This window comes from Cedecea neteri NBRC 105707 = ATCC 33855, assembly GCF_001571265.1.
Lineage (GTDB): Bacteria > Pseudomonadota > Gammaproteobacteria > Enterobacterales > Enterobacteriaceae > Cedecea > Cedecea neteri.
Genome location: NZ_BCTL01000010.1, coordinates 138,353 through 155,077, shown reverse-complemented (window position 1 = coordinate 155,077; position 16,725 = coordinate 138,353). Strand labels below are relative to the sequence as shown.

16 protein-coding genes and 1 pseudogene are annotated in these 16,725 nt (G+C 52.4%); 13 read left to right on the top strand and 4 right to left on the bottom strand.

Features of this window, described 5'->3' with window-relative positions; genetic code table 11:
• Positions 1-60 precede the first annotated feature (60 nt).
• Positions 61-621, top strand: coding sequence for a TetR/AcrR family transcriptional regulator (locus tag CNE01S_RS05945; RefSeq protein WP_061274272.1), 561 nt, complete (start codon positions 61-63; stop codon positions 619-621).
• A 205-nt stretch (positions 622-826) separates the two neighbouring features.
• On the opposite strand, the gene CNE01S_RS05940 is transcribed toward CNE01S_RS05945, so the two are convergent.
• Positions 827-2,509 (bottom strand): aspartate:alanine antiporter, encoded by a 1,683-nt coding sequence (locus CNE01S_RS05940; RefSeq protein ID WP_061274353.1) that lies wholly within the window; start codon positions 2,507-2,509, stop codon positions 827-829.
• A gap of 297 nt (positions 2,510-2,806) precedes the next feature.
• Here CNE01S_RS05940 and CNE01S_RS05935 point away from each other — a divergent pair, with 297 nt between their 5' ends.
• The gene (locus CNE01S_RS05935) at positions 2,807-3,196 is read left to right on the top strand and encodes an inner membrane protein YbjM (protein WP_061274270.1); all 390 of its coding nucleotides are present in this window, start codon (positions 2,807-2,809) and stop codon (positions 3,194-3,196) included.
• 26 nt (positions 3,197-3,222) lie between these two features.
• Here the strand turns inward: CNE01S_RS05935 and CNE01S_RS05930 are convergent, their stop codons facing one another.
• Positions 3,223-3,495 carry a GrxA family glutaredoxin gene (locus CNE01S_RS05930; RefSeq protein ID WP_038474203.1) on the bottom strand — a complete coding sequence of 91 codons (273 nt, stop codon included), beginning with the start codon at positions 3,493-3,495 and terminating at the stop codon, positions 3,223-3,225.
• Positions 3,496-3,593: 98 nt separating this feature from the next.
• Here CNE01S_RS05930 and CNE01S_RS25715 point away from each other — a divergent pair.
• The 10 genes and pseudogenes from CNE01S_RS25715 to rlmC form a co-directional block, all read left to right on the top strand.
• Positions 3,594-3,686 (top strand): annotated as a pseudogene (locus CNE01S_RS25715) (DUF1418 family protein); the annotation flags it as partial.
• Positions 3,687-3,735: 49 nt separating this feature from the next.
• The gene (gene nfsA, locus CNE01S_RS05925) at positions 3,736-4,458 is read left to right on the top strand and encodes an oxygen-insensitive NADPH nitroreductase (RefSeq protein ID WP_061274268.1); all 723 of its coding nucleotides are present in this window, start codon (positions 3,736-3,738) and stop codon (positions 4,456-4,458) included.
• 190 nt (positions 4,459-4,648) lie between these two features.
• On the top strand, positions 4,649-5,551 hold the full coding sequence (gene rimK, locus CNE01S_RS05920; RefSeq protein WP_061274265.1) for a 30S ribosomal protein S6--L-glutamate ligase: 903 nt from the start codon (positions 4,649-4,651) through the stop codon (positions 5,549-5,551).
• A gap of 92 nt (positions 5,552-5,643) precedes the next feature.
• Entirely contained in the window at positions 5,644-6,123 is a 480-nt protein-coding gene (locus CNE01S_RS05915; RefSeq protein ID WP_045781881.1) for a YbjN domain-containing protein, read from the top strand.
• A 384-nt stretch (positions 6,124-6,507) separates the two neighbouring features.
• A complete protein-coding gene (gene potF, locus CNE01S_RS05905) occupies positions 6,508-7,620 on the top strand; it encodes a spermidine/putrescine ABC transporter substrate-binding protein PotF (RefSeq protein ID WP_061274261.1) in 1,113 nt (370 codons plus the stop codon).
• 141 nt (positions 7,621-7,761) lie between these two features.
• Positions 7,762-8,895 carry a putrescine ABC transporter ATP-binding subunit PotG gene (gene potG, locus CNE01S_RS05900; RefSeq protein ID WP_061274259.1) on the top strand — a complete coding sequence of 378 codons (1,134 nt, stop codon included), beginning with the start codon at positions 7,762-7,764 and terminating at the stop codon, positions 8,893-8,895.
• Positions 8,896-8,904: 9 nt separating this feature from the next.
• Positions 8,905-9,867 (top strand): putrescine ABC transporter permease PotH, encoded by a 963-nt coding sequence (gene potH, locus CNE01S_RS05895; RefSeq protein WP_061274257.1) that lies wholly within the window; start codon positions 8,905-8,907, stop codon positions 9,865-9,867.
• A complete protein-coding gene (gene potI / locus CNE01S_RS05890) occupies positions 9,864-10,709 on the top strand; it encodes a putrescine ABC transporter permease PotI (protein WP_061274256.1) in 846 nt (281 codons plus the stop codon). Before potH ends, potI begins: the two co-directional genes overlap by 4 nt.
• Before the next feature lie 75 nt (positions 10,710-10,784).
• Entirely contained in the window at positions 10,785-11,258 is a 474-nt protein-coding gene (locus CNE01S_RS05885; protein ID WP_061274254.1) for a YbjO family protein, read from the top strand.
• A gap of 48 nt (positions 11,259-11,306) precedes the next feature.
• Entirely contained in the window at positions 11,307-12,434 is a 1,128-nt protein-coding gene (gene rlmC, locus CNE01S_RS05880) for a 23S rRNA (uracil(747)-C(5))-methyltransferase RlmC (RefSeq protein ID WP_061274251.1), read from the top strand.
• Positions 12,435-12,512: 78 nt separating this feature from the next.
• Here the strand turns inward: rlmC and CNE01S_RS05875 are convergent, their stop codons facing one another.
• Complete coding sequence (locus CNE01S_RS05875; RefSeq protein WP_138089280.1) at positions 12,513-14,366, bottom strand: hypothetical protein; 1,854 nt, start codon at positions 14,364-14,366, stop codon at positions 12,513-12,515.
• 71 nt (positions 14,367-14,437) lie between these two features.
• The gene (locus CNE01S_RS05870) at positions 14,438-15,367 is read right to left on the bottom strand and encodes a DUF7916 family protein (protein WP_061274247.1); all 930 of its coding nucleotides are present in this window, start codon (positions 15,365-15,367) and stop codon (positions 14,438-14,440) included.
• A 323-nt stretch (positions 15,368-15,690) separates the two neighbouring features.
• Here CNE01S_RS05870 and CNE01S_RS05865 point away from each other — a divergent pair, with 323 nt between their 5' ends.
• Positions 15,691-16,440, top strand: a complete 750-nt coding sequence (locus CNE01S_RS05865) for a GntR family transcriptional regulator (RefSeq protein WP_061274244.1) — start codon at positions 15,691-15,693, stop codon at positions 16,438-16,440.
• Positions 16,441-16,725: the final 285 nt, after the last annotated feature.

Genomic DNA, 16,725 nt, shown 5'->3' with positions numbered 1-16,725 from the left:
TACATTTGTACACATCCCGGTATAGACTCTTTGTCATACTCTAAATTCAGGTAGGTAATGATGAGCAAAGCCCCGCGCCGGAATGACCCCGAACGCCGCTCGCGTATTTTGCAGGCGACGCTGGATATGGTGGTAAAGCATGGCATAAGCGATATCACACACCGCAAAATTGCCGCTGAGGCCGGCGTTTCGCTGGGATCGATGACCTACTATTTTGCTGGTATTGAGTCGCTGCTTTGCGAAGCGTTTACCCTGTTTGCCCACCAGATGTCGGACAGTTATCGGGAGCGAATGCAGCAGGCCAGCAATCGCGATGAGGCGTGCGAAGCGATTGTCGATATGATTTGCGGTGGCTGCGTGGCCACGCCGTACAACATGCAGGTGATGTACCAACTTTATGCTTATGCCAGCTGCAATCCGCAGCTAAAAGGCATCATGCAAGAGTGGATGATCCGCAGCCAGCAGGCGCTGGAGCCGTTTTTCGATCCGCTAACCGCCAGGGCGCTGGACGCGTTTCTGGAAGGCATGACGCTGCACTACGTCACCGATCGCGAACCGATGAGCCGCGACGATATGCGGGTAATGGTGAGAAGGATTGTGGTGGCGAGTGATGCAGAATAGAACGAGTGGAAAATCCGATAATGCTTTGTTGTTAATGCTCTAAAAAATAAAAACCCATCAACCTTGAACCGAAAACGGCGGGGTTGATGGGCTCCACAAATTGGGGACATCAAAGAAAAGCAGTGGCACTAATTCAGACTGACGCCCCGAAAGAAAGTTCGCTCAGGCATAAAAAAAAAGTATTTTTCTTTGTCTGTGGTTGCGATCACAAACCTGGCCATATCACGACAATTAGCGTACCGGCCAGCGTTAACAACACGTTAGCGATAGCATAGGTGCCGGCGTACCCCAGCGCAGGGATGTTGCTGCGGGCAGTGTCGCTGATGATCTCCATCGCTGGCGCACAGGTTCGTGCCCCCATCATCGCGCCGAACAGCAGCGCGCGGTTCATTCGCAGCACATAGGCACCGAACAGGAAGCAAATGATGACCGGCACCAGGCTCACGATAAGGCCAGAAATCAGCATCTGGCCGCCTACAGCGCCGAGGCCATTGCTGATGCCGCTGCCGGCGCTCAGGCCAACCCCCGCCATAAATACCATCAGCCCGAACTCTTTCACCATGTTCAGTGCGCCCTGCGGAATGTAGCCGAAGGTTGGGTGGTTGGCACGCAGGAAGCCAAGCATGATGCCCGCAAACAGCAGGCCCGCGGCGTTACCGACGCCGAAGCTGAACGAGCTGAACTGGAAGGTGACCATACCCACCATCAGACCAATAACGAAGAAGGCGCAAAAGGCCAGCAGGTCGGTTATCTGGCTGTGGATGGAGATAAAGCCGATGCGCTCTGCAACGGTTTTGACGCGTCTGGCATCGCCGCTCACCTGCAGAACATCGCCTTTGTTCAGCACGATGTTGTCGTCGATAGGCATCTCAATCTGGCTGCGGATCACGCGGTTCAGGAAGCAGCCGTGGTCGGTAAGCTTGAGCTGGGCCAGGCGACGGCCCACGGCGTTGTGGTTTTTCACCACAATCTCTTCGGTGACGATACGCATATCCAGCAGATCGCGGTCGAAAACCTCTTTGCCGTTTCTGAAGCTTGGGTCAAGGCGCGCATGCGAGTCCGGGTAGCCCACAAGGGAGATTTCATCGCCCATTTGCAGCACCGCATCCCCGTCAGGGTTAGCCAGAATACCGTTGCGGCGAATACGTTCGATGTAGCAGCCGGTCTGACGATAAATGCCCAGTTCACGCAGGTTTTTGCCGTCGGCCCAGGCAACCAGCTCCGGCCCGACGCGGTAGGCGCGGATCACCGGGAGGTAAACTTTACGGCTGGCGTCGGTATCCAGACCGCGTTCGCGGGCAATTTGCTGGGCACTGGTCTGCAGATCCTGATGCTGAAGCTTCGGCAAATAGCGAGCGCCGACAATCAGGCTAACCAGGCCAATCAGGTAGGTCAGGGCATAACCGAGGCTCAGGTTATCCAGAGAGGTCGCAAGCTGTGCGGCGGGAATACTGGAATGGCGCAGGGTATCGCCCGCGCCGACCAGCACAGGCGTGGAGGTCATGGCGCCAGCGAGCATACCGGCGGTCAGGCCGATATCCCAGCCGAAAAGTTTGCCCAGGCCGAGGGCAATCAGCAGCGCGCTCCCGACCATGACCAGGGCCAGCATCAGATAATTTTTGCCGTCGCGGAAGAAAATAGAAAAAAAGTTTGGTCCCGCTTCAACGCCCACGCAAAAAATGAACAGCATAAAACCAAGATTTAACGCGTCGGTATTGATCGAGAAATGTTGTTGCCCAAGTAATAAAGAGACCACTAAAACACCAATGGAATTACCCAGTTGCACCGGACCGAGGCGTAATTTCCCCAGGCAGAGTCCGAGCGTGAGTACAACAAATAACAAAAGGATGTAATTCCCGTTTAACAAATCTGCGACGTTTATATTCACGAAGGCTAACTTCTTGTTTACCAGTAAGCTGTTGAAAGAGATAGAGTTATGCGCTAAGGTTTTGACGGTTTCGTCAGTGACGACCGGCAAAACATCACGCATCTAAATATCTCACGCGATGACCGAATTTCCGCCGCTAGTTTAATCTTTCTCAGTATCAGCGGCTAGTAAGAATATTGTGCTAATTGTGGCAATGCTTTATCGGCACGGATGGCCAGGATTTATCAAATCGGGTAAAGACTCTGCAGAGCGTTCAGGCGGGGTATTTGCGAGCAGAAGCAGATGTCAGGAGGTAAAATGCACAGACGAGCGCAACGGTGGCTGGGGATTATCTGCTGCTTCGTGCTATTTATTCTGGTTTTTCTTTCGCTGCATTTAAATATGATGGGGCGATTTATTGCAACCGGACACTATGAGCTTGGGCTGCTGTTTTTCCTCTTCCCAGGTGCTGCTGCCAGTTTTTTCTCCCGGGACGATAAGGTGGTAAAACCGCTGGCTGGCGCAATGCTCGCTTCGCCGCTTTGTTTGTTGATTGCTCACCTGTTTTTACCCGTAACTCGCTCCTTCTGGCAGGAGGTGGCGTGGTTGCTCAGCGCGGTGTTTTGGTCTTCTCTTGGTTCACTTTGCTACCTTCTCTTTATCATGTGCCGCGACCGGGCGCGCAGCCATAAAAAAACCGACTCCTGAGAGTCGGTTTTCTGCGTGCTTAAAGCTTACTGTGCGGTCTGGAACAGGTTCAGGTGTTCTTTCGCGTAGGCTTCAAAATCAGTGCAGCCACCGATGTGCTGCTGATCCAGGAAGATCTGCGGCACGGTTTCAACCGGTTTACCCACGGTTTTTTCCAGGTCGGCTTTGGTAATGCCTTCGGCGTGGATATCAACATAGCGGAAGTTGAAGTCATCACGCTCGGCGGTCAGTTTCTCAGCCAGTTCTTTAGCGCGAACACAATATGGGCAGCCAGGGCGTCCAAAAATTACTGCAAACATGCTCTCTCCTCAGTTTTTATGGCCGATACGAACCGGCGAATGATCTTATAATGCCGACATCCGTCACATTTTGAAAGAAGGTCGTGCCTGTTAGTTCGATGCCCGTAGGCTATCTGACGTTGCCCGCACCAATCGCCAGTGCAACGGCGGCTATAGTCATGGTATTTATTGGCCCTGGGCTAATACAGCCTGGTTCTGTTTCGCAATACTCTGATTTAAAAAAGCCAAAGGAAAATCGTGATGACGCCGACCATCGATCTGCTTCGTTCCCACCGTTCAATTCGTCATTTTACCGGCGAACCCATTACCGACGAGCAGCGCGAGGCAATTATTGCCAGCGCACAGGCGGCTTCTACTTCCAGCTTTCTCCAGTGCAGTTCAATCATTCGCATTACGGATAAAGCGCTGCGCGAGCAGCTGGTGCCGCTGACCGGCGGCCAAAAGCATGTGGCGGAAGCGGCCGAGTTTTGGGTGTTCTGCGCCGACTTTAACCGCAATCTGCAAATCTGCCCGGATGCCCGACTTGGGCTGGCGGAACAGCTGTTATTGGGCGCAGTTGATACCGCTATTCTGGCGCAAAATGCGTTTACTGCCGCAGAATCTCTGGGGTTAGGCGGCGTCTATATTGGCGGTATCCGCAACAATATTGAAGCGGTGGGAGAGCTGCTGGGCGTGCCGAAATACGTGTTACCGCTGTTCGGCCTCTGCCTGGGCTGGCCTGCCGCCACGCCGGATATCAAGCCGCGTATGCCGGCCGCAATGCTGGTGCATGAAAACCGCTATCAGCCGCTGAACAGACCGCTGCTGGACGAATATGACGAGCAGCTGGCGCAGTATTATTTAAGCCGGGACAGCAACACGCGGCGCGACACCTGGAGCGATCACATCAGCCGCACCATTATTAAAGAAAGCCGGCCTTTCATTCTCGATTATCTGCATAAGCAGGGCTGGGCGACGCGCTAATTCACGCGGGGTCAGGTCGATTCCCGCCGATCTTTATGCCGTCTTCTATCCGATGCATCTCACTTCGACCACAAAGTCATTCATTGAGGTACTTAAGAAGTCTCCCGCTGATTAGCCCATCGTTGAAAGGTAAGGGCAGTGGTATGATTAGCGGGCGGTTAATTTTGGTCTGGTTGCTCAGAGGTGCAGGTTGAAAATCGCTATTTTATCCCGGGATGGAACGCTCTATTCATGCAAGCGCCTGCGCGAGGCGGCGATGCGTCGCGGCCATCAGGTGGAGATCATCGATCCCCTTTCTTGCTATATGAACATTAATCCGGCCGCGCCTTCCGTGCACTACAAGGGACGTCAATTGCCGCATTATGACGCGGTTATCCCGCGTATTGGCTCGGCTATTACCTTTTACGGTACGGCGGTGCTGCGCCAGTTTGAAATGCTGGGAAGCTATCCGCTGAATGAGTCGGTGGCGATCACCCGCGCGCGGGACAAGCTGCGTTCGCTGCAATTGCTGGCGAAGCAGGGAATTGATTTGCCGGTGACGGGGTTTGCCCACTCGCCGGACGACACCAGCGATCTGATTGATATGGTGGGCGGCGCGCCGCTGGTGGTGAAGCTCGTTGAAGGCACGCAGGGCATTGGTGTGGTGCTGGCCGAAACGCGGCAGGCAGCGGAAAGCGTGATTGATGCGTTTCGCGGTCTGAACGCCCATATTTTAGTGCAGGAATACATCAAAGAAGCGAAAGGAAGAGATATTCGCTGCCTGGTGGTGGGTGACCAGGTTGTTGCCGCCATTGAGCGTCAGGCCAAACCCGGCGATTTCCGCTCAAATCTGCACCGCGGCGGCGTCGCGCATCAGGTAACCATTACCGACCTCGAGCGAGAAGTGGCGCTAAAAGCGGCCAGTACGCTGGGGCTGGATATTGCCGGCGTGGACATTTTACGCGCCGATCGCGGGCCGCTGGTAATGGAAGTGAACGCCTCGCCGGGGCTGGAAGGCATTGAAAATACAAGCGGTGTTGATATCGCCGGGCTGATGATCAAATGGATAGAGCAGCAGGCGCGTCCTGGGTACTGTCTTAAAACCGGGGGATAATCGCCAAATCGGCGCTTATGCATAGTATGACGTGTCATTTTTGCGTAAGATGGCACGTTAATTTTTGAACCGGTAATGAGGTTTTTGCGTTTATGGATTCACTCGTCGTCCCTACTCTGGACACTTTACGCCGCTGGCTGGATGAAATCGGCGTAACCTTCTTCGAGTGCGATACCTGCCAGGCATTGCATTTGCCCCATATGCAGAACTTCGATGGCGTATACGACGCAAAAATCGATCTCGTGGATAACATTATTCTGTTTTCCGCATTGGCAGAGGTTAAGCCTTCGGCGCTGTTACCGCTGGCGTCCGATCTCTCCTCGATCAATGCCAGCTCGCTGACGGTGAAAGCGTTCCTGGATATACAGGATGATAACTTGCCGAAGCTGGTGGTGTGTCAGTCTTTGTATGCCTCGGTGGGCATTACCCGCGAGCAGTTTGCCGCTTTCGTACAGCAGAGCGAAGAGCAGGTTTCCATGGTGATCCTCGAGGCCTGTGCGAATCAGCTGCTTTTTGTGGCTGAAGAAGAAGAGCGCGACAGCACAATTATTCACACTCACTCTCTGCACTGATCCTTTCTTATTTTGACGCAGCGGCCACCAGCGCCGCCGCGTTCCGCATGTTTTTATTCTGTCATATTGCCGTCACAGCCAGACAAATCCCTGCCATAAGGCGCGTTTTTGCCGAATGAATAGACGAAAGATGTCTAAAAAGTTGATAAAAGGCGTTTTTTCATCCGGGCTATAGTCGCCAACCCTGGCTACAGTTATTCTTGCGTGGCCGTAAAAACGAGCAACGTCTGCGTGAAGATTACCCAAATTCTTTTTCTGCAGAATGAATAGAGATGCATGAATCTTGCATGTTGGAAACAGCGTGCGGTGAGTGCGGATAAGCCACATTGCGTAAATTCGGCTCATACGAGCCAGGTTTGGCCTTTATTCAGAAGGAATGAAATTATGCTCTACCTAGGTAAAAAAGGGTTGTTGGGGATGGTTGCTGGTGCGCTGATGGTGGCTTCTGCCGCCAGCTCTGCCGCCGAACAAAAGACGCTGCACGTCTATAACTGGTCTGACTATATTGCGCCGGATACCCTGGCAAACTTCACGAAAGAGACCGGCATCAAAGTGGTCTACGACGTGTTCGATTCCAACGAGGTACTGGAAGGGAAGCTGATGGCGGGCAGCACGGGTTATGACCTGGTGGTGCCGTCTTCGCAGTTTCTTGAGCGCCAGGCTCAGGCCGGTATTTTCGAGCCTCTGGATAAAAGCAAACTGCCGAATTACAAAAACCTCGACCCGGAAATGCTCAAACTGGTGGCGCAAAACGACCACGACAACAAATACGGCATTCCTTACATGATGGTGACGACCGGCATCGGCTATAACGTCGAGAAGGTGAAAGCCGCGCTGGGGAAAGACGCGCCGGTAGACAGCTGGGATCTGATCCTTAAGCCAGAGAACCTTGAAAAACTGAAAAGCTGTGGCGTGTCTTTCCTGGACGCACCAAGTGAAATTTACGCCACCGTGCTGCACTACCTGGGCAAAGATCCTAACAGCACCAACGCCGCAGACTACACCGGGGCGGCTAACGATCTGCTGCTGAAGCTGCGGCCAAATATTCGCTACTTCCATTCATCCCAGTACATCAACGATCTCGCCAACGGTGATATTTGCGTGGCGATTGGCTGGTCCGGGGATATTCTGCAGGCCGCTAACCGTGCCAAAGAAGCCAAAAATGGCGTGAATGTTGCTTACTCCATTCCTAAGGAAGGCGCGATGGTCTACTTCGATATGTTTGCCTTGCCGGTAGACGCGAAGAATAAAGACGAAGCGTATCAGTTCCTGAACTACCTGATGAAGCCGGACGTTATCGCCAACATCAGTAATCATATTTACTACGCGAACGCCAACAAAGAAGCTACGCCGTTACTGAGCGAAGAAGTCCGCAGCAACCCGGGCATTTACCCGCCGGCGGATATTCGTGCCAAGCTGTTCACACAAACGGTGATGCCAGCGAAGATTGACCGGGTTATCACCCGCGCGTGGACTAAGGTTAAAACAGGCAAGTAGTCCTGTGACGCCCTGCACCGGGCGGTTGCACCAGAGTTGTGCAATCGCCCCAGCCTGAACGGAAGCCCTTGTTTCCGGGGTGGCTAAAAGTACGGCAACCGGGCCGTATCTTCTTTTTGCTTTTGCCGGAGAGCAACAGAATTGAACGACGCAATCCCTCGCCCGCAGTCCAAAACACCCAAAGCGCTGACGCCGCTGCTGGAAATTCGTAACCTTACTAAATCGTTTGATGGTCAACATGCCGTGGATGACGTCAGCCTGACCATCTATAAAGGCGAAATTTTTGCTTTGCTGGGCGCCTCGGGCTGCGGCAAATCTACGCTGCTGCGCATGCTGGCGGGGTTTGAGCAACCTAGCGCTGGGCAAATCATGCTTGATGGCGTCGATTTGTCGCATGTGCCGCCTTACCAGCGTCCGATCAATATGATGTTCCAGTCCTATGCGCTGTTTCCACACATGACCGTGGAGCAAAACATCGCCTTTGGCCTGAAGCAGGACAAGCTGCCGAAGGCGGAAATTACCCGTCGCGTGGCAGAAATGCTGACCCTGGTGCACATGCAGGAATTTGCAAAGCGCAAACCACATCAGCTTTCCGGCGGCCAGCGTCAGCGCGTGGCGTTAGCCCGAAGCCTGGCTAAGCGCCCCAAATTACTGCTGCTCGACGAGCCCATGGGGGCGCTGGATAAAAAGCTGCGCGACCGCATGCAGCTTGAAGTGGTGGATATTCTTGAGCGCGTCGGCGTGACCTGCGTGATGGTGACCCACGACCAGGAAGAGGCGATGACCATGGCCGGGCGGATTGCGATCATGAATCGCGGTAAGTTCGTGCAAATTGGTGAGCCGGAAGAGATTTATGAGCACCCAACCACCCGCTATAGCGCGGAGTTTATCGGGTCGGTAAACGTCTTCGAAGGGCTGCTGAAAGAGCGCCAGGACGACGGGCTGGTGATCGATAGCCCTGGACTTGTGCATCCGCTGAAGGTGGATCCTGATGCTTCCGTAGTAGACGGCGTACCGGTTTTCGTCGCCCTGCGCCCGGAAAAGGTGATGCTTTGCGAGGAGCCGCCCGCCGATGGCTATAACTTTGCCGTCGGAGAAGTGGTGCATATCGCCTACCTCGGCGATCTCTCCATCTACCACGTTCGCCTGAAAAGCGGGCAGATGATCAGCGCCCAGCTACAGAATGAGCACCGCTACCGTAAAGGGGCGCCCACCTGGGGGGATGAAGTTCGTCTGTGTTGGGATGCCGACAGCTGCGTGGTTCTGACAGTTTAAGGGGGCAAGATGACAACACTTTCTGAAGGCCCGGCAGAGACAGCGGTTCCTCGGCCCTCGGGCGCGAAGCGTTTGCTCGCCCGTTTGCAGATGGCGCACGGGCGCAAGCTGGTGATTGCGCTGCCCTATTTGTGGCTGATCCTGCTGTTTATGCTGCCGTTCCTGATCGTTTTTAAGATCAGTTTTTCGGAAATAGCCCGCGCGATCCCGCCTTACAGCGACCTGGTGAGCTGGGCTGACGGCCAACTGTCGATCACCCTGAACCTGGCGAACTACTTCCAGCTGACGGACGATCCGCTCTATTTCGAGGCTTATCTGCAGTCTCTGCAGGTGGCGGCGGTGTCAACGCTGTGCTGCCTGGCGCTGGGCTATCCGCTCGCCTGGGCGGTGGCGCACAGTAAACCCTCGACGCGAAACATCCTGCTGTTGCTGGTGATCTTACCTTCGTGGACCTCGTTCCTGATCCGCGTGTATGCGTGGATGGGCATCCTGAAAAACAACGGCATCTTGAATAATATGCTGCTTTGGCTTGGGGTTATCGATCAGCCGCTGACTATTCTGCACACCAACCTTGCGGTCTACATCGGGGTGGTTTATGCCTACCTGCCGTTTATGGTGCTGCCGATTTATACCGCGCTAACGCGCATAGATTATTCGCTGGTGGAGGCTTCGTTAGATCTCGGCGCTCGGCCGCTGAAAACGTTCTTCAGCGTGATTGTGCCGTTGACCAAAGGCGGGATTATTGCCGGCTCGATGCTGGTGTTTATTCCGGCGGTAGGGGAGTTTGTGATCCCGGAACTGCTTGGCGGGCCGGACAGCATTATGATTGGTCGCGTTCTGTGGCAGGAATTCTTTAATAACCGCGACTGGCCGGTGGCCTCTGCCGTGGCGATTATCATGCTTCTGCTGCTGATCGTGCCGATCATGTGGTTCCATAAATACCAGAACAAAGCCGCGGAGGATCACGCATGAACAACTTACCGGTTGTGCGCTCCCCGTGGCGTATTCTTATTCTGGTTATTGGCTTTACCTTCCTGTATGCGCCAATGCTGATGCTGGTTATCTACTCGTTTAACAGTTCTAAGCTGGTAACGGTGTGGGCTGGCTGGTCAACGCGCTGGTATGGCGAGCTTTTCCGGGATTCAGCAATGATGAACGCCGTTGGCCTGAGCCTGACCATTGCCGCGGCTGCCGCCACGATGGCCGTTATCCTGGGGACGATTGCCGCCGTGGTGATGGTGCGTTTTGGTCGCTTCCGTGGCTCAAACGGCTTTGCCTTTATGCTGACCGCACCGCTGGTTATGCCGGACGTGATCACCGGGCTTTCGCTGCTGCTGCTGTTCGTGGCGCTGGCGCACGCGATTGGCTGGCCGAGTGACAGGGGGATGCTCACCATTTGGCTGGCGCATGTGACGTTCTGCACCGCCTATGTTGCGGTCGTCATTAGCTCGCGCCTGCGGGAGCTGGACCGTTCCATTGAAGAAGCGGCGATGGATCTGGGGGCGACACCGCTAAAAGTTTTCTTTGTTATCACCTTACCGATGATCTCGCCTGCCATTATCTCCGGCTGGCTGCTGGCGTTCACGCTTTCGCTTGACGATCTGGTTATCGCCAGCTTCGTGTCGGGACCGGGCGCGACCACGCTGCCGATGCTGGTGTTCTCAAATGTGCGTATGGGGGTTAATCCGGAAATTAACGCGCTGGCGTCGATTATTCTCGGCGTTGTGGGCGTTATCGGCTTGATTGCATGGTGGTTTATGGCGCGAGCAGAAAAGCAGCGGCTGCGTGATATCCAGAGTGCAAGACGTGGTTAAAACGCCTAAAATCTGCAATGATGTGCCTCCGGTGCCGCGCTTGTCGCGGCACCGTGACGTAAGGAACGCGAGGTTGTGGAAATTATCAGGAAACAGCGGTCATCCCATGCAAAATTAAACGTCCCCACGCTGGTGATGGTGGCGGCTATCGGCATCGTCACTACCCGATGCCTCGATTTGCTACTGCTGTTGAATATGCTCGGCGTCAGCGGGGTGATGGATTTTGTGCACCGCAGCGTACAAACCTGGCCCCTGACGCTGGTGTTTCTCGGCAGCCTGGTGATGCTTTTTGTCGAACTGCGCTGTGCGTTCGTGATAATCAAAGGACGCAACTGGGGGCGCTGGGTGTTCCTGCTGACCCAAATTATTTCCGTGGCTTATTTGTCTCTGGCCTCGCTTGGCTGGGGGTATCCGGAGTTATTCAGTATTTCCGGCGGCACAAAACGTGAGATCTTCCGTTCGCTGTTCACCCAAAAGCTGCCTGATATTCTGGTGCTGCTTCTGCTGTTTGTCCCCGCCCGCAGTCGGCTTTTTTTCAGACTTCAGTAAGCGCAGAGTGCTACAATCTGCGCCCTCGTTTTTTCTCAGGGTTTATCTATGCAATGCGCGCTCTATGATGCCGGTCGCTGTCGTTCCTGCCAGTGGATTGAACACCCGGTTGAAGACCAGCTTCTCGCTAAAATGACCGATCTCCGGCATCTGCTGGACGGGATTGTGGTGGGCGAGTGGTGCCAGCCGGTCAGAGGCCATGAGCAGGCATTTCGCAACAAAGCCAAAATGGTGGTCAGCGGCAGCGTGGAAAAACCGCTGTTGGGGATGCTACACCGCGACGGCACGCCCGAAGATTTAACCGACTGCCCGCTTTATCCCGCTTCATTTGAGCCTGTTTTTGCAGCGCTAAAGCCGTTTATTGCTCGTGCGGGATTAACTCCGTATAACGTGGCGCGCAAGCGTGGGGAACTGAAGTATCTGCTGCTGACCGAGAGTCAGGCCGATGGCGGCATGATGCTGCGCTTTGTATTACGTTCGGAAAGCAAGCTGGAGCAGTTGAAAGCAGCGCTGCCGTGGCTCCAGCAGCAGCTTCCTCAACTTAAGGTGATTTCGGCCAACATTCAGCCCGTACACATGGCGATTATGGAAGGCGAGCAGGAAATTCCGCTGACCGAACAGCGTGCGCTCGAAGAGGTTTTCAACGGCGTGCCGCTTTATATTCGCCCGCAAAGCTTCTTCCAGACCAACCCTCAGGTGGCTTCCCGGCTGTACGCCACGGCCCGTGACTGGGTGCGCGCGCTGCCGGTTAACCATATGTGGGATTTGTTCTGCGGCGTCGGCGGTTTTGGACTGCATTGCGCCACGCCGGAGATGAAGCTAACCGGGATAGAAATTGCCCCGGAAGCCATTGCCAGCGCGAAGCAGTCGGCTGAAAAACTGGGCCTGCATAATCTTCATTTTCAGGCGCTGGATTCCACGCAGTTTGCCGTCGCCCAGCAGGACATCCCGCAGCTGGTTCTGGTGAACCCGCCGCGTCGAGGCATTGGCAAAGCGCTGTGCGATTATCTGACGCAGATGGCCCCGGCGTTTATAGTCTACTCAAGCTGCAATGCGCAGACCATGGCGAAGGATATTAAGATGCTGCCGGGTTACCGCGTGGTGCGTACCCAGCTGTTTGATATGTTCCCACATACTTCGCATTATGAAGTGCTGACGCTGCTGGTGCTGGACTAAAATCCCGGGAAGCGGAAGTCGCCTGGTTGGTGCCATCATGATGCATGTGTCCGCTTCTTTATGTTGCCGTTAAGAATGTCAGAAGCCAGTGATCATGATATCACCCAGCCTGTGTTTAATGGCGTGCATCTCGTTGATGAATTCTGTGTTCCAGCATTTTGAACCGTCTTTAAACAGTTTAGCCACTTGCTGACGCAAGGGTAGTTCAGGCATTTCCGTTTCAGGAATCTCAATAGCGTTGCTGAGCATTTTGTTATTCTCAAGCATCAGTCCCAATTCCCATGGGCTGGCGAAATGAACGGAATTTGTCGCCTTGTCGCTATACCAGATGTTGATGCTGCCCGTCGGTGAAGAGGCCAGAGCCTGCATGCCCTGAAACACAATTTTTAGATAACGGCGGGTGGCTTTTAATACCACCGACTGGTTCATCTTTTCCTCTAAATTTTTCAATCGCCGGGAATCATTGGAGAGCGGAAGCTGCCTGAACAAAATGTCGTGGGCCTTTGAAACATAGCTTTCCTGCGAGGAAATGGTTTCAATTAATGCGGTCAGCGTCAAATGTGCATCGATAAAGTCAGGTTCAGTAGAAATATATCTGTCGAGCGCCGCTTCGAGTTTTTCATTTTCGCCAAGCTGATAGATAAAGTCTCTTGTAGCGGCATGACTGCTGAGATATTGGGTGTTGGCCAACTGTTCGTTGTGCCCTTCAATAGGCAATACCAGTAGGCGGGTTTTACATGGAGTATTACGATGTAAGTAACTGAATTCACCGTTGGTGCCAGCCCCTGCGGTGGTAATGCCATCAGCATCGGCCAGGTAGGCCAGATGCAGTGCGTTATAGTTTCCTGCTGCTTTTGCGCCACAGAACAAAAATATGCGCCGGGAATAATGCTCATCGTTGTGGCTGATTTTAGACAGCACATGCTGGGCAATGAGATTGCTTTTTTTATGCGCGTAAACATAAACAATGTTGCGTAGAGCCATGTTTGCCATGCATCCGCTTCCCGCTATCACTCCCGCAAAGAGAGTACCACTCCCTAAGGCACTCGCGACCGCATCCAGGGGAAGGGCATGAGCCTGCAGCAATTCAAGAATTTTCGTATGTGCTTCTCTGATCCCGCTGCCTGAGATGATCCCTAGCATGTCGGCGGTAGATTTTACTGAACTCAACGTATTTTTTTCTCCGAGGGATATATGGGAAATATTTTCGTAGGTACCGCCCAATACCTTTGCTAATAACGCATATTTTGGTAGTAAATTCATTGCCGAATTTTTTGGATCCAACAGAATGGCGTGGTTTTGCTGATCCAGGCGGTGTATCGCGGACACGCCAGCTTTAGCGGCTGATTTTTGCAGGGAATAATCCATATCAGTAAGTACATAGATACGCTCTTGAAACACTTTTCTGTCGAGATATTTTTTCAGATAGCTAAAAAGATCGGTGCTTTCAATAATGGGAAGTTTATTGATATCGAGGATTTCTCGAAGAAACATTTTCGAGGATAGCGTTTGCGTACGATGTGATATGTCAGGCAATAAAGTAGGGCGGTTGCTCCGATGGCGTAAAGGATTACTGGCCAGTCTTTCAAGTATTTTTGCATCGTCCGATCCGCCTGTATTATCATCCAGATAACCGTAGACGGGTTTAGTTGATTCTGTCAGTAATACATGAATACCCAGACCCACAAGCTTATTTGCGAGCGTCTGAAGTTCTCCACGGCGTTGGATATTCTCCCAGGCCGGAGGTGCATGAAATATTACTATAGAGTCTTTAGATAGCGTGTCCTGCAGAAGGGCATGATCGATAATTTGCAATAGTCGACCGGTATGTCCTCCACCGGTAGGCGAATAGCCGACGATCAGAAGCTTTGTTGTTTTTTCCAGATTAAATTGGGTAAATAGACGGGGAAGTGAGGTTGCAGCAAGTGGCATAATTATCGTACCTCATAGATATTTCATTTTTGGGTAATTCCAGCCAGTGAATGGGCAGGAATTGGTTGTCATTAACGATTTACTGAACGGGCGATTCGGCTGTAGGTATGCCGGACTCCTCTGATAGCTACGCTATAGGCGAAAATATTTTCTGGCAACGCGATCCCCATGTAACCGGTATCGCCAATATGATGCAGGTCGGCACCGGCCATTTTGCTCATCAGCGCTATCTGGCGAACGGTTTCCCGATCGGCACCTTCCTGAGAGGTACCAATTGCCGTCATCGCCATCATGCCAGCCGAATGTGCGCAGCGAATGAGTGTACTGACTGTCTCAATGCTCATGCCTGGCACGGTACCCGGGGCTGGGATCAGCGCAATATCAACGCCCTGGCGGGCAAATTCCTGTAGATCGGTTTCACTGATAATGGCTGTACCACTTTCCTGGATCACGCCTGCACCGTGCATTTTTCCACTGATAATGATGGCTTCGTCGCCAACCGCGCTGCGAATTTTTCCTGCCGACTGAGCCAGAGCCTGATTACTGACACCATTGTTTGGGTTACCGGTAAGCACTAAAATTTTTACCCCCATCTCTACCAATTTGCGGGCATTATCAGGTGTTGCCGCACGGCCAGGTTTCATTTTCCATAACTCATCGTGTTCCGTGGCGAACCGTGGATCGACGGCCTCGAGATTGACGCCAATCACGCGGCCGGTTAGTTGCTGGAGCACATGTAAGGTCTGTGCCGGATCGATACCACCCGGCATGCCCTGTATCACAGGTTGTTGGCAGTCGAACATATTGATCAGCAGAATATCGGCGCCCTGAGAGGCGGCAAGTTCCGCATTCGTGATGTTCTTGAGCAGAGGTGGAGTGATGGCTATAGTTTCACTGACCATGACCCGACCCTCACTTGCGCGAATAGCGTGAAGTAGCTGTGGTTTAGTGAGCGCAGCCAGCTCAGAAGCACTGCAGTCAAGTAAACGTTTAAATGTCATTTCAGATTTCCTCATTGGCACAGTAGTTAACAAAAAACACCTGCGTTCTGCAGGGCATTTGTGTTGGGGAGAGCGGTGTTTTACCGCAATAAACGTTCGTTCATAAAAGCTGTTTACAAATTCAGATTGTTTGGGTGTACCAGTTGTATACCTTTTGTGTACCATAATGGCAGTAAGATGTATTTTCATACTTATTTTGTCTTTTTTGTGATCTTGCACAGTCCTTTAGATCGCCAGAAGTAGCAAAAATCACGTCATCACTCTTTGTGTTGTCAATAAGTGGTATAGTTGAATGGCTACCTGGTAACCTGGACGTAAAGAGAATGAAGTTGCTGCAACCTGCTGATTTAAAAATCGATGGTTCAAATGCCATGCCGCTGTATATGCAACTGGCGAATGAGATCCAGCGTGTCATTGATGAAGGCCAGCTTCGCCCTGGAGATGCTTTACCTTCAGAACGCACGCTGATGGAGATGTTAGGTATTTCTCGGGGCACCGCCAGAAAAGCTATTGAGCAGCTTATCGAGGATCGGATCCTCATCCGAAATCCTGGCTCCGGGACCTATGTTGCTCCTCACGTCCGGCAGTCATTAGTCCAGTTGGAGAGCTTCAGTGAAATAGCCTTTGCCAGCGGGGGTGAGGCACAAAGTGAACTGGTGGGCTACTTTCGTAGAGTTGCGACTGAAAAAGAACAACAGCTTTTACAACTCGAGGAAGGTAAAAAAGATATTGTCGAGCTGACGCGTCTGCGTAAAATTAGCGGCACCGTCGTTTCGGTACAAAGGGCTGTATTACCCTCGCCGTTGCTGAATAAAATTAACGAATTGAATGAATCGCTCTATCGCTATCTTGAGGAAAAAGGCGTCCCTGTGTTATCCGCTACCCAAAAATTTAGCGCAGTTGCCGCAGATAAGCAGTTAGCCTATTACCTGAATATCTCTGAGCGCGATCCTATATTACTCGTCACCCGGACTGGATATAGCCATAATAATATTCCCGTAGAATATACACAGACATGGTGTCTGAACGAATATTACGATTTCAAAATTGAACTGAAAATGCCAGATAAATAAGTCTTAGTGAGATTAGAGACTGCTCGTTAACACTAATGAAAGGTGAATATGGTTTTTTAAATGTTCAGATAATAAATGTTATTTATCTGGCAGAAATTAACTATTATTATATGGATTATGTTTTTTGTTCGGAAAAAATAGCGTCAAGCGTGGGGGGCGTTCCGGGTGATTTTTTTTAGTTGTGGCTCACCGATATAAGCAGGAATAAAACCTGAGAGTTTGTTGCAAACCCTCAGGTTAGAAGAATAGCTAATAGAGATCAGGCTAATAACCAGGTACGAAAGG

Excerpts from the sequence above, each read along its gene's own strand:
- CNE01S_RS05945 (WP_061274272.1), top strand. The coding sequence starts at position 61 with ATGAGCAAAGCCCCGCGCCGGAATGACCCCGAACGCCGCTCGCGTATT.
- CNE01S_RS05935 (WP_061274270.1), top strand. The coding sequence starts at position 2,807 with ATGCACAGACGAGCGCAACGGTGGCTGGGGATTATCTGCTGCTTCGTG.
- CNE01S_RS05930 (WP_038474203.1), bottom strand. The coding sequence starts at position 3,495 with ATGTTTGCAGTAATTTTTGGACGCCCTGGCTGCCCATATTGTGTTCGC.
- nfsA (WP_061274268.1), top strand. The coding sequence starts at position 3,736 with ATGACGCCGACCATCGATCTGCTTCGTTCCCACCGTTCAATTCGTCAT.
- CNE01S_RS05915 (WP_045781881.1), top strand. The coding sequence starts at position 5,644 with ATGGATTCACTCGTCGTCCCTACTCTGGACACTTTACGCCGCTGGCTG.
- potF (WP_061274261.1), top strand. The coding sequence starts at position 6,508 with ATGCTCTACCTAGGTAAAAAAGGGTTGTTGGGGATGGTTGCTGGTGCG.
- potH (WP_061274257.1), top strand. The coding sequence starts at position 8,905 with ATGACAACACTTTCTGAAGGCCCGGCAGAGACAGCGGTTCCTCGGCCC.
- potI (WP_061274256.1), top strand. The coding sequence starts at position 9,864 with ATGAACAACTTACCGGTTGTGCGCTCCCCGTGGCGTATTCTTATTCTG.
- rlmC (WP_061274251.1), top strand. The coding sequence starts at position 11,307 with ATGCAATGCGCGCTCTATGATGCCGGTCGCTGTCGTTCCTGCCAGTGG.
- CNE01S_RS05875 (WP_138089280.1), bottom strand. The coding sequence starts at position 14,366 with ATGCCACTTGCTGCAACCTCACTTCCCCGTCTATTTACCCAATTTAAT.
- CNE01S_RS05870 (WP_061274247.1), bottom strand. The coding sequence starts at position 15,367 with ATGACATTTAAACGTTTACTTGACTGCAGTGCTTCTGAGCTGGCTGCG.
- CNE01S_RS05865 (WP_061274244.1), top strand. The coding sequence starts at position 15,691 with ATGAAGTTGCTGCAACCTGCTGATTTAAAAATCGATGGTTCAAATGCC.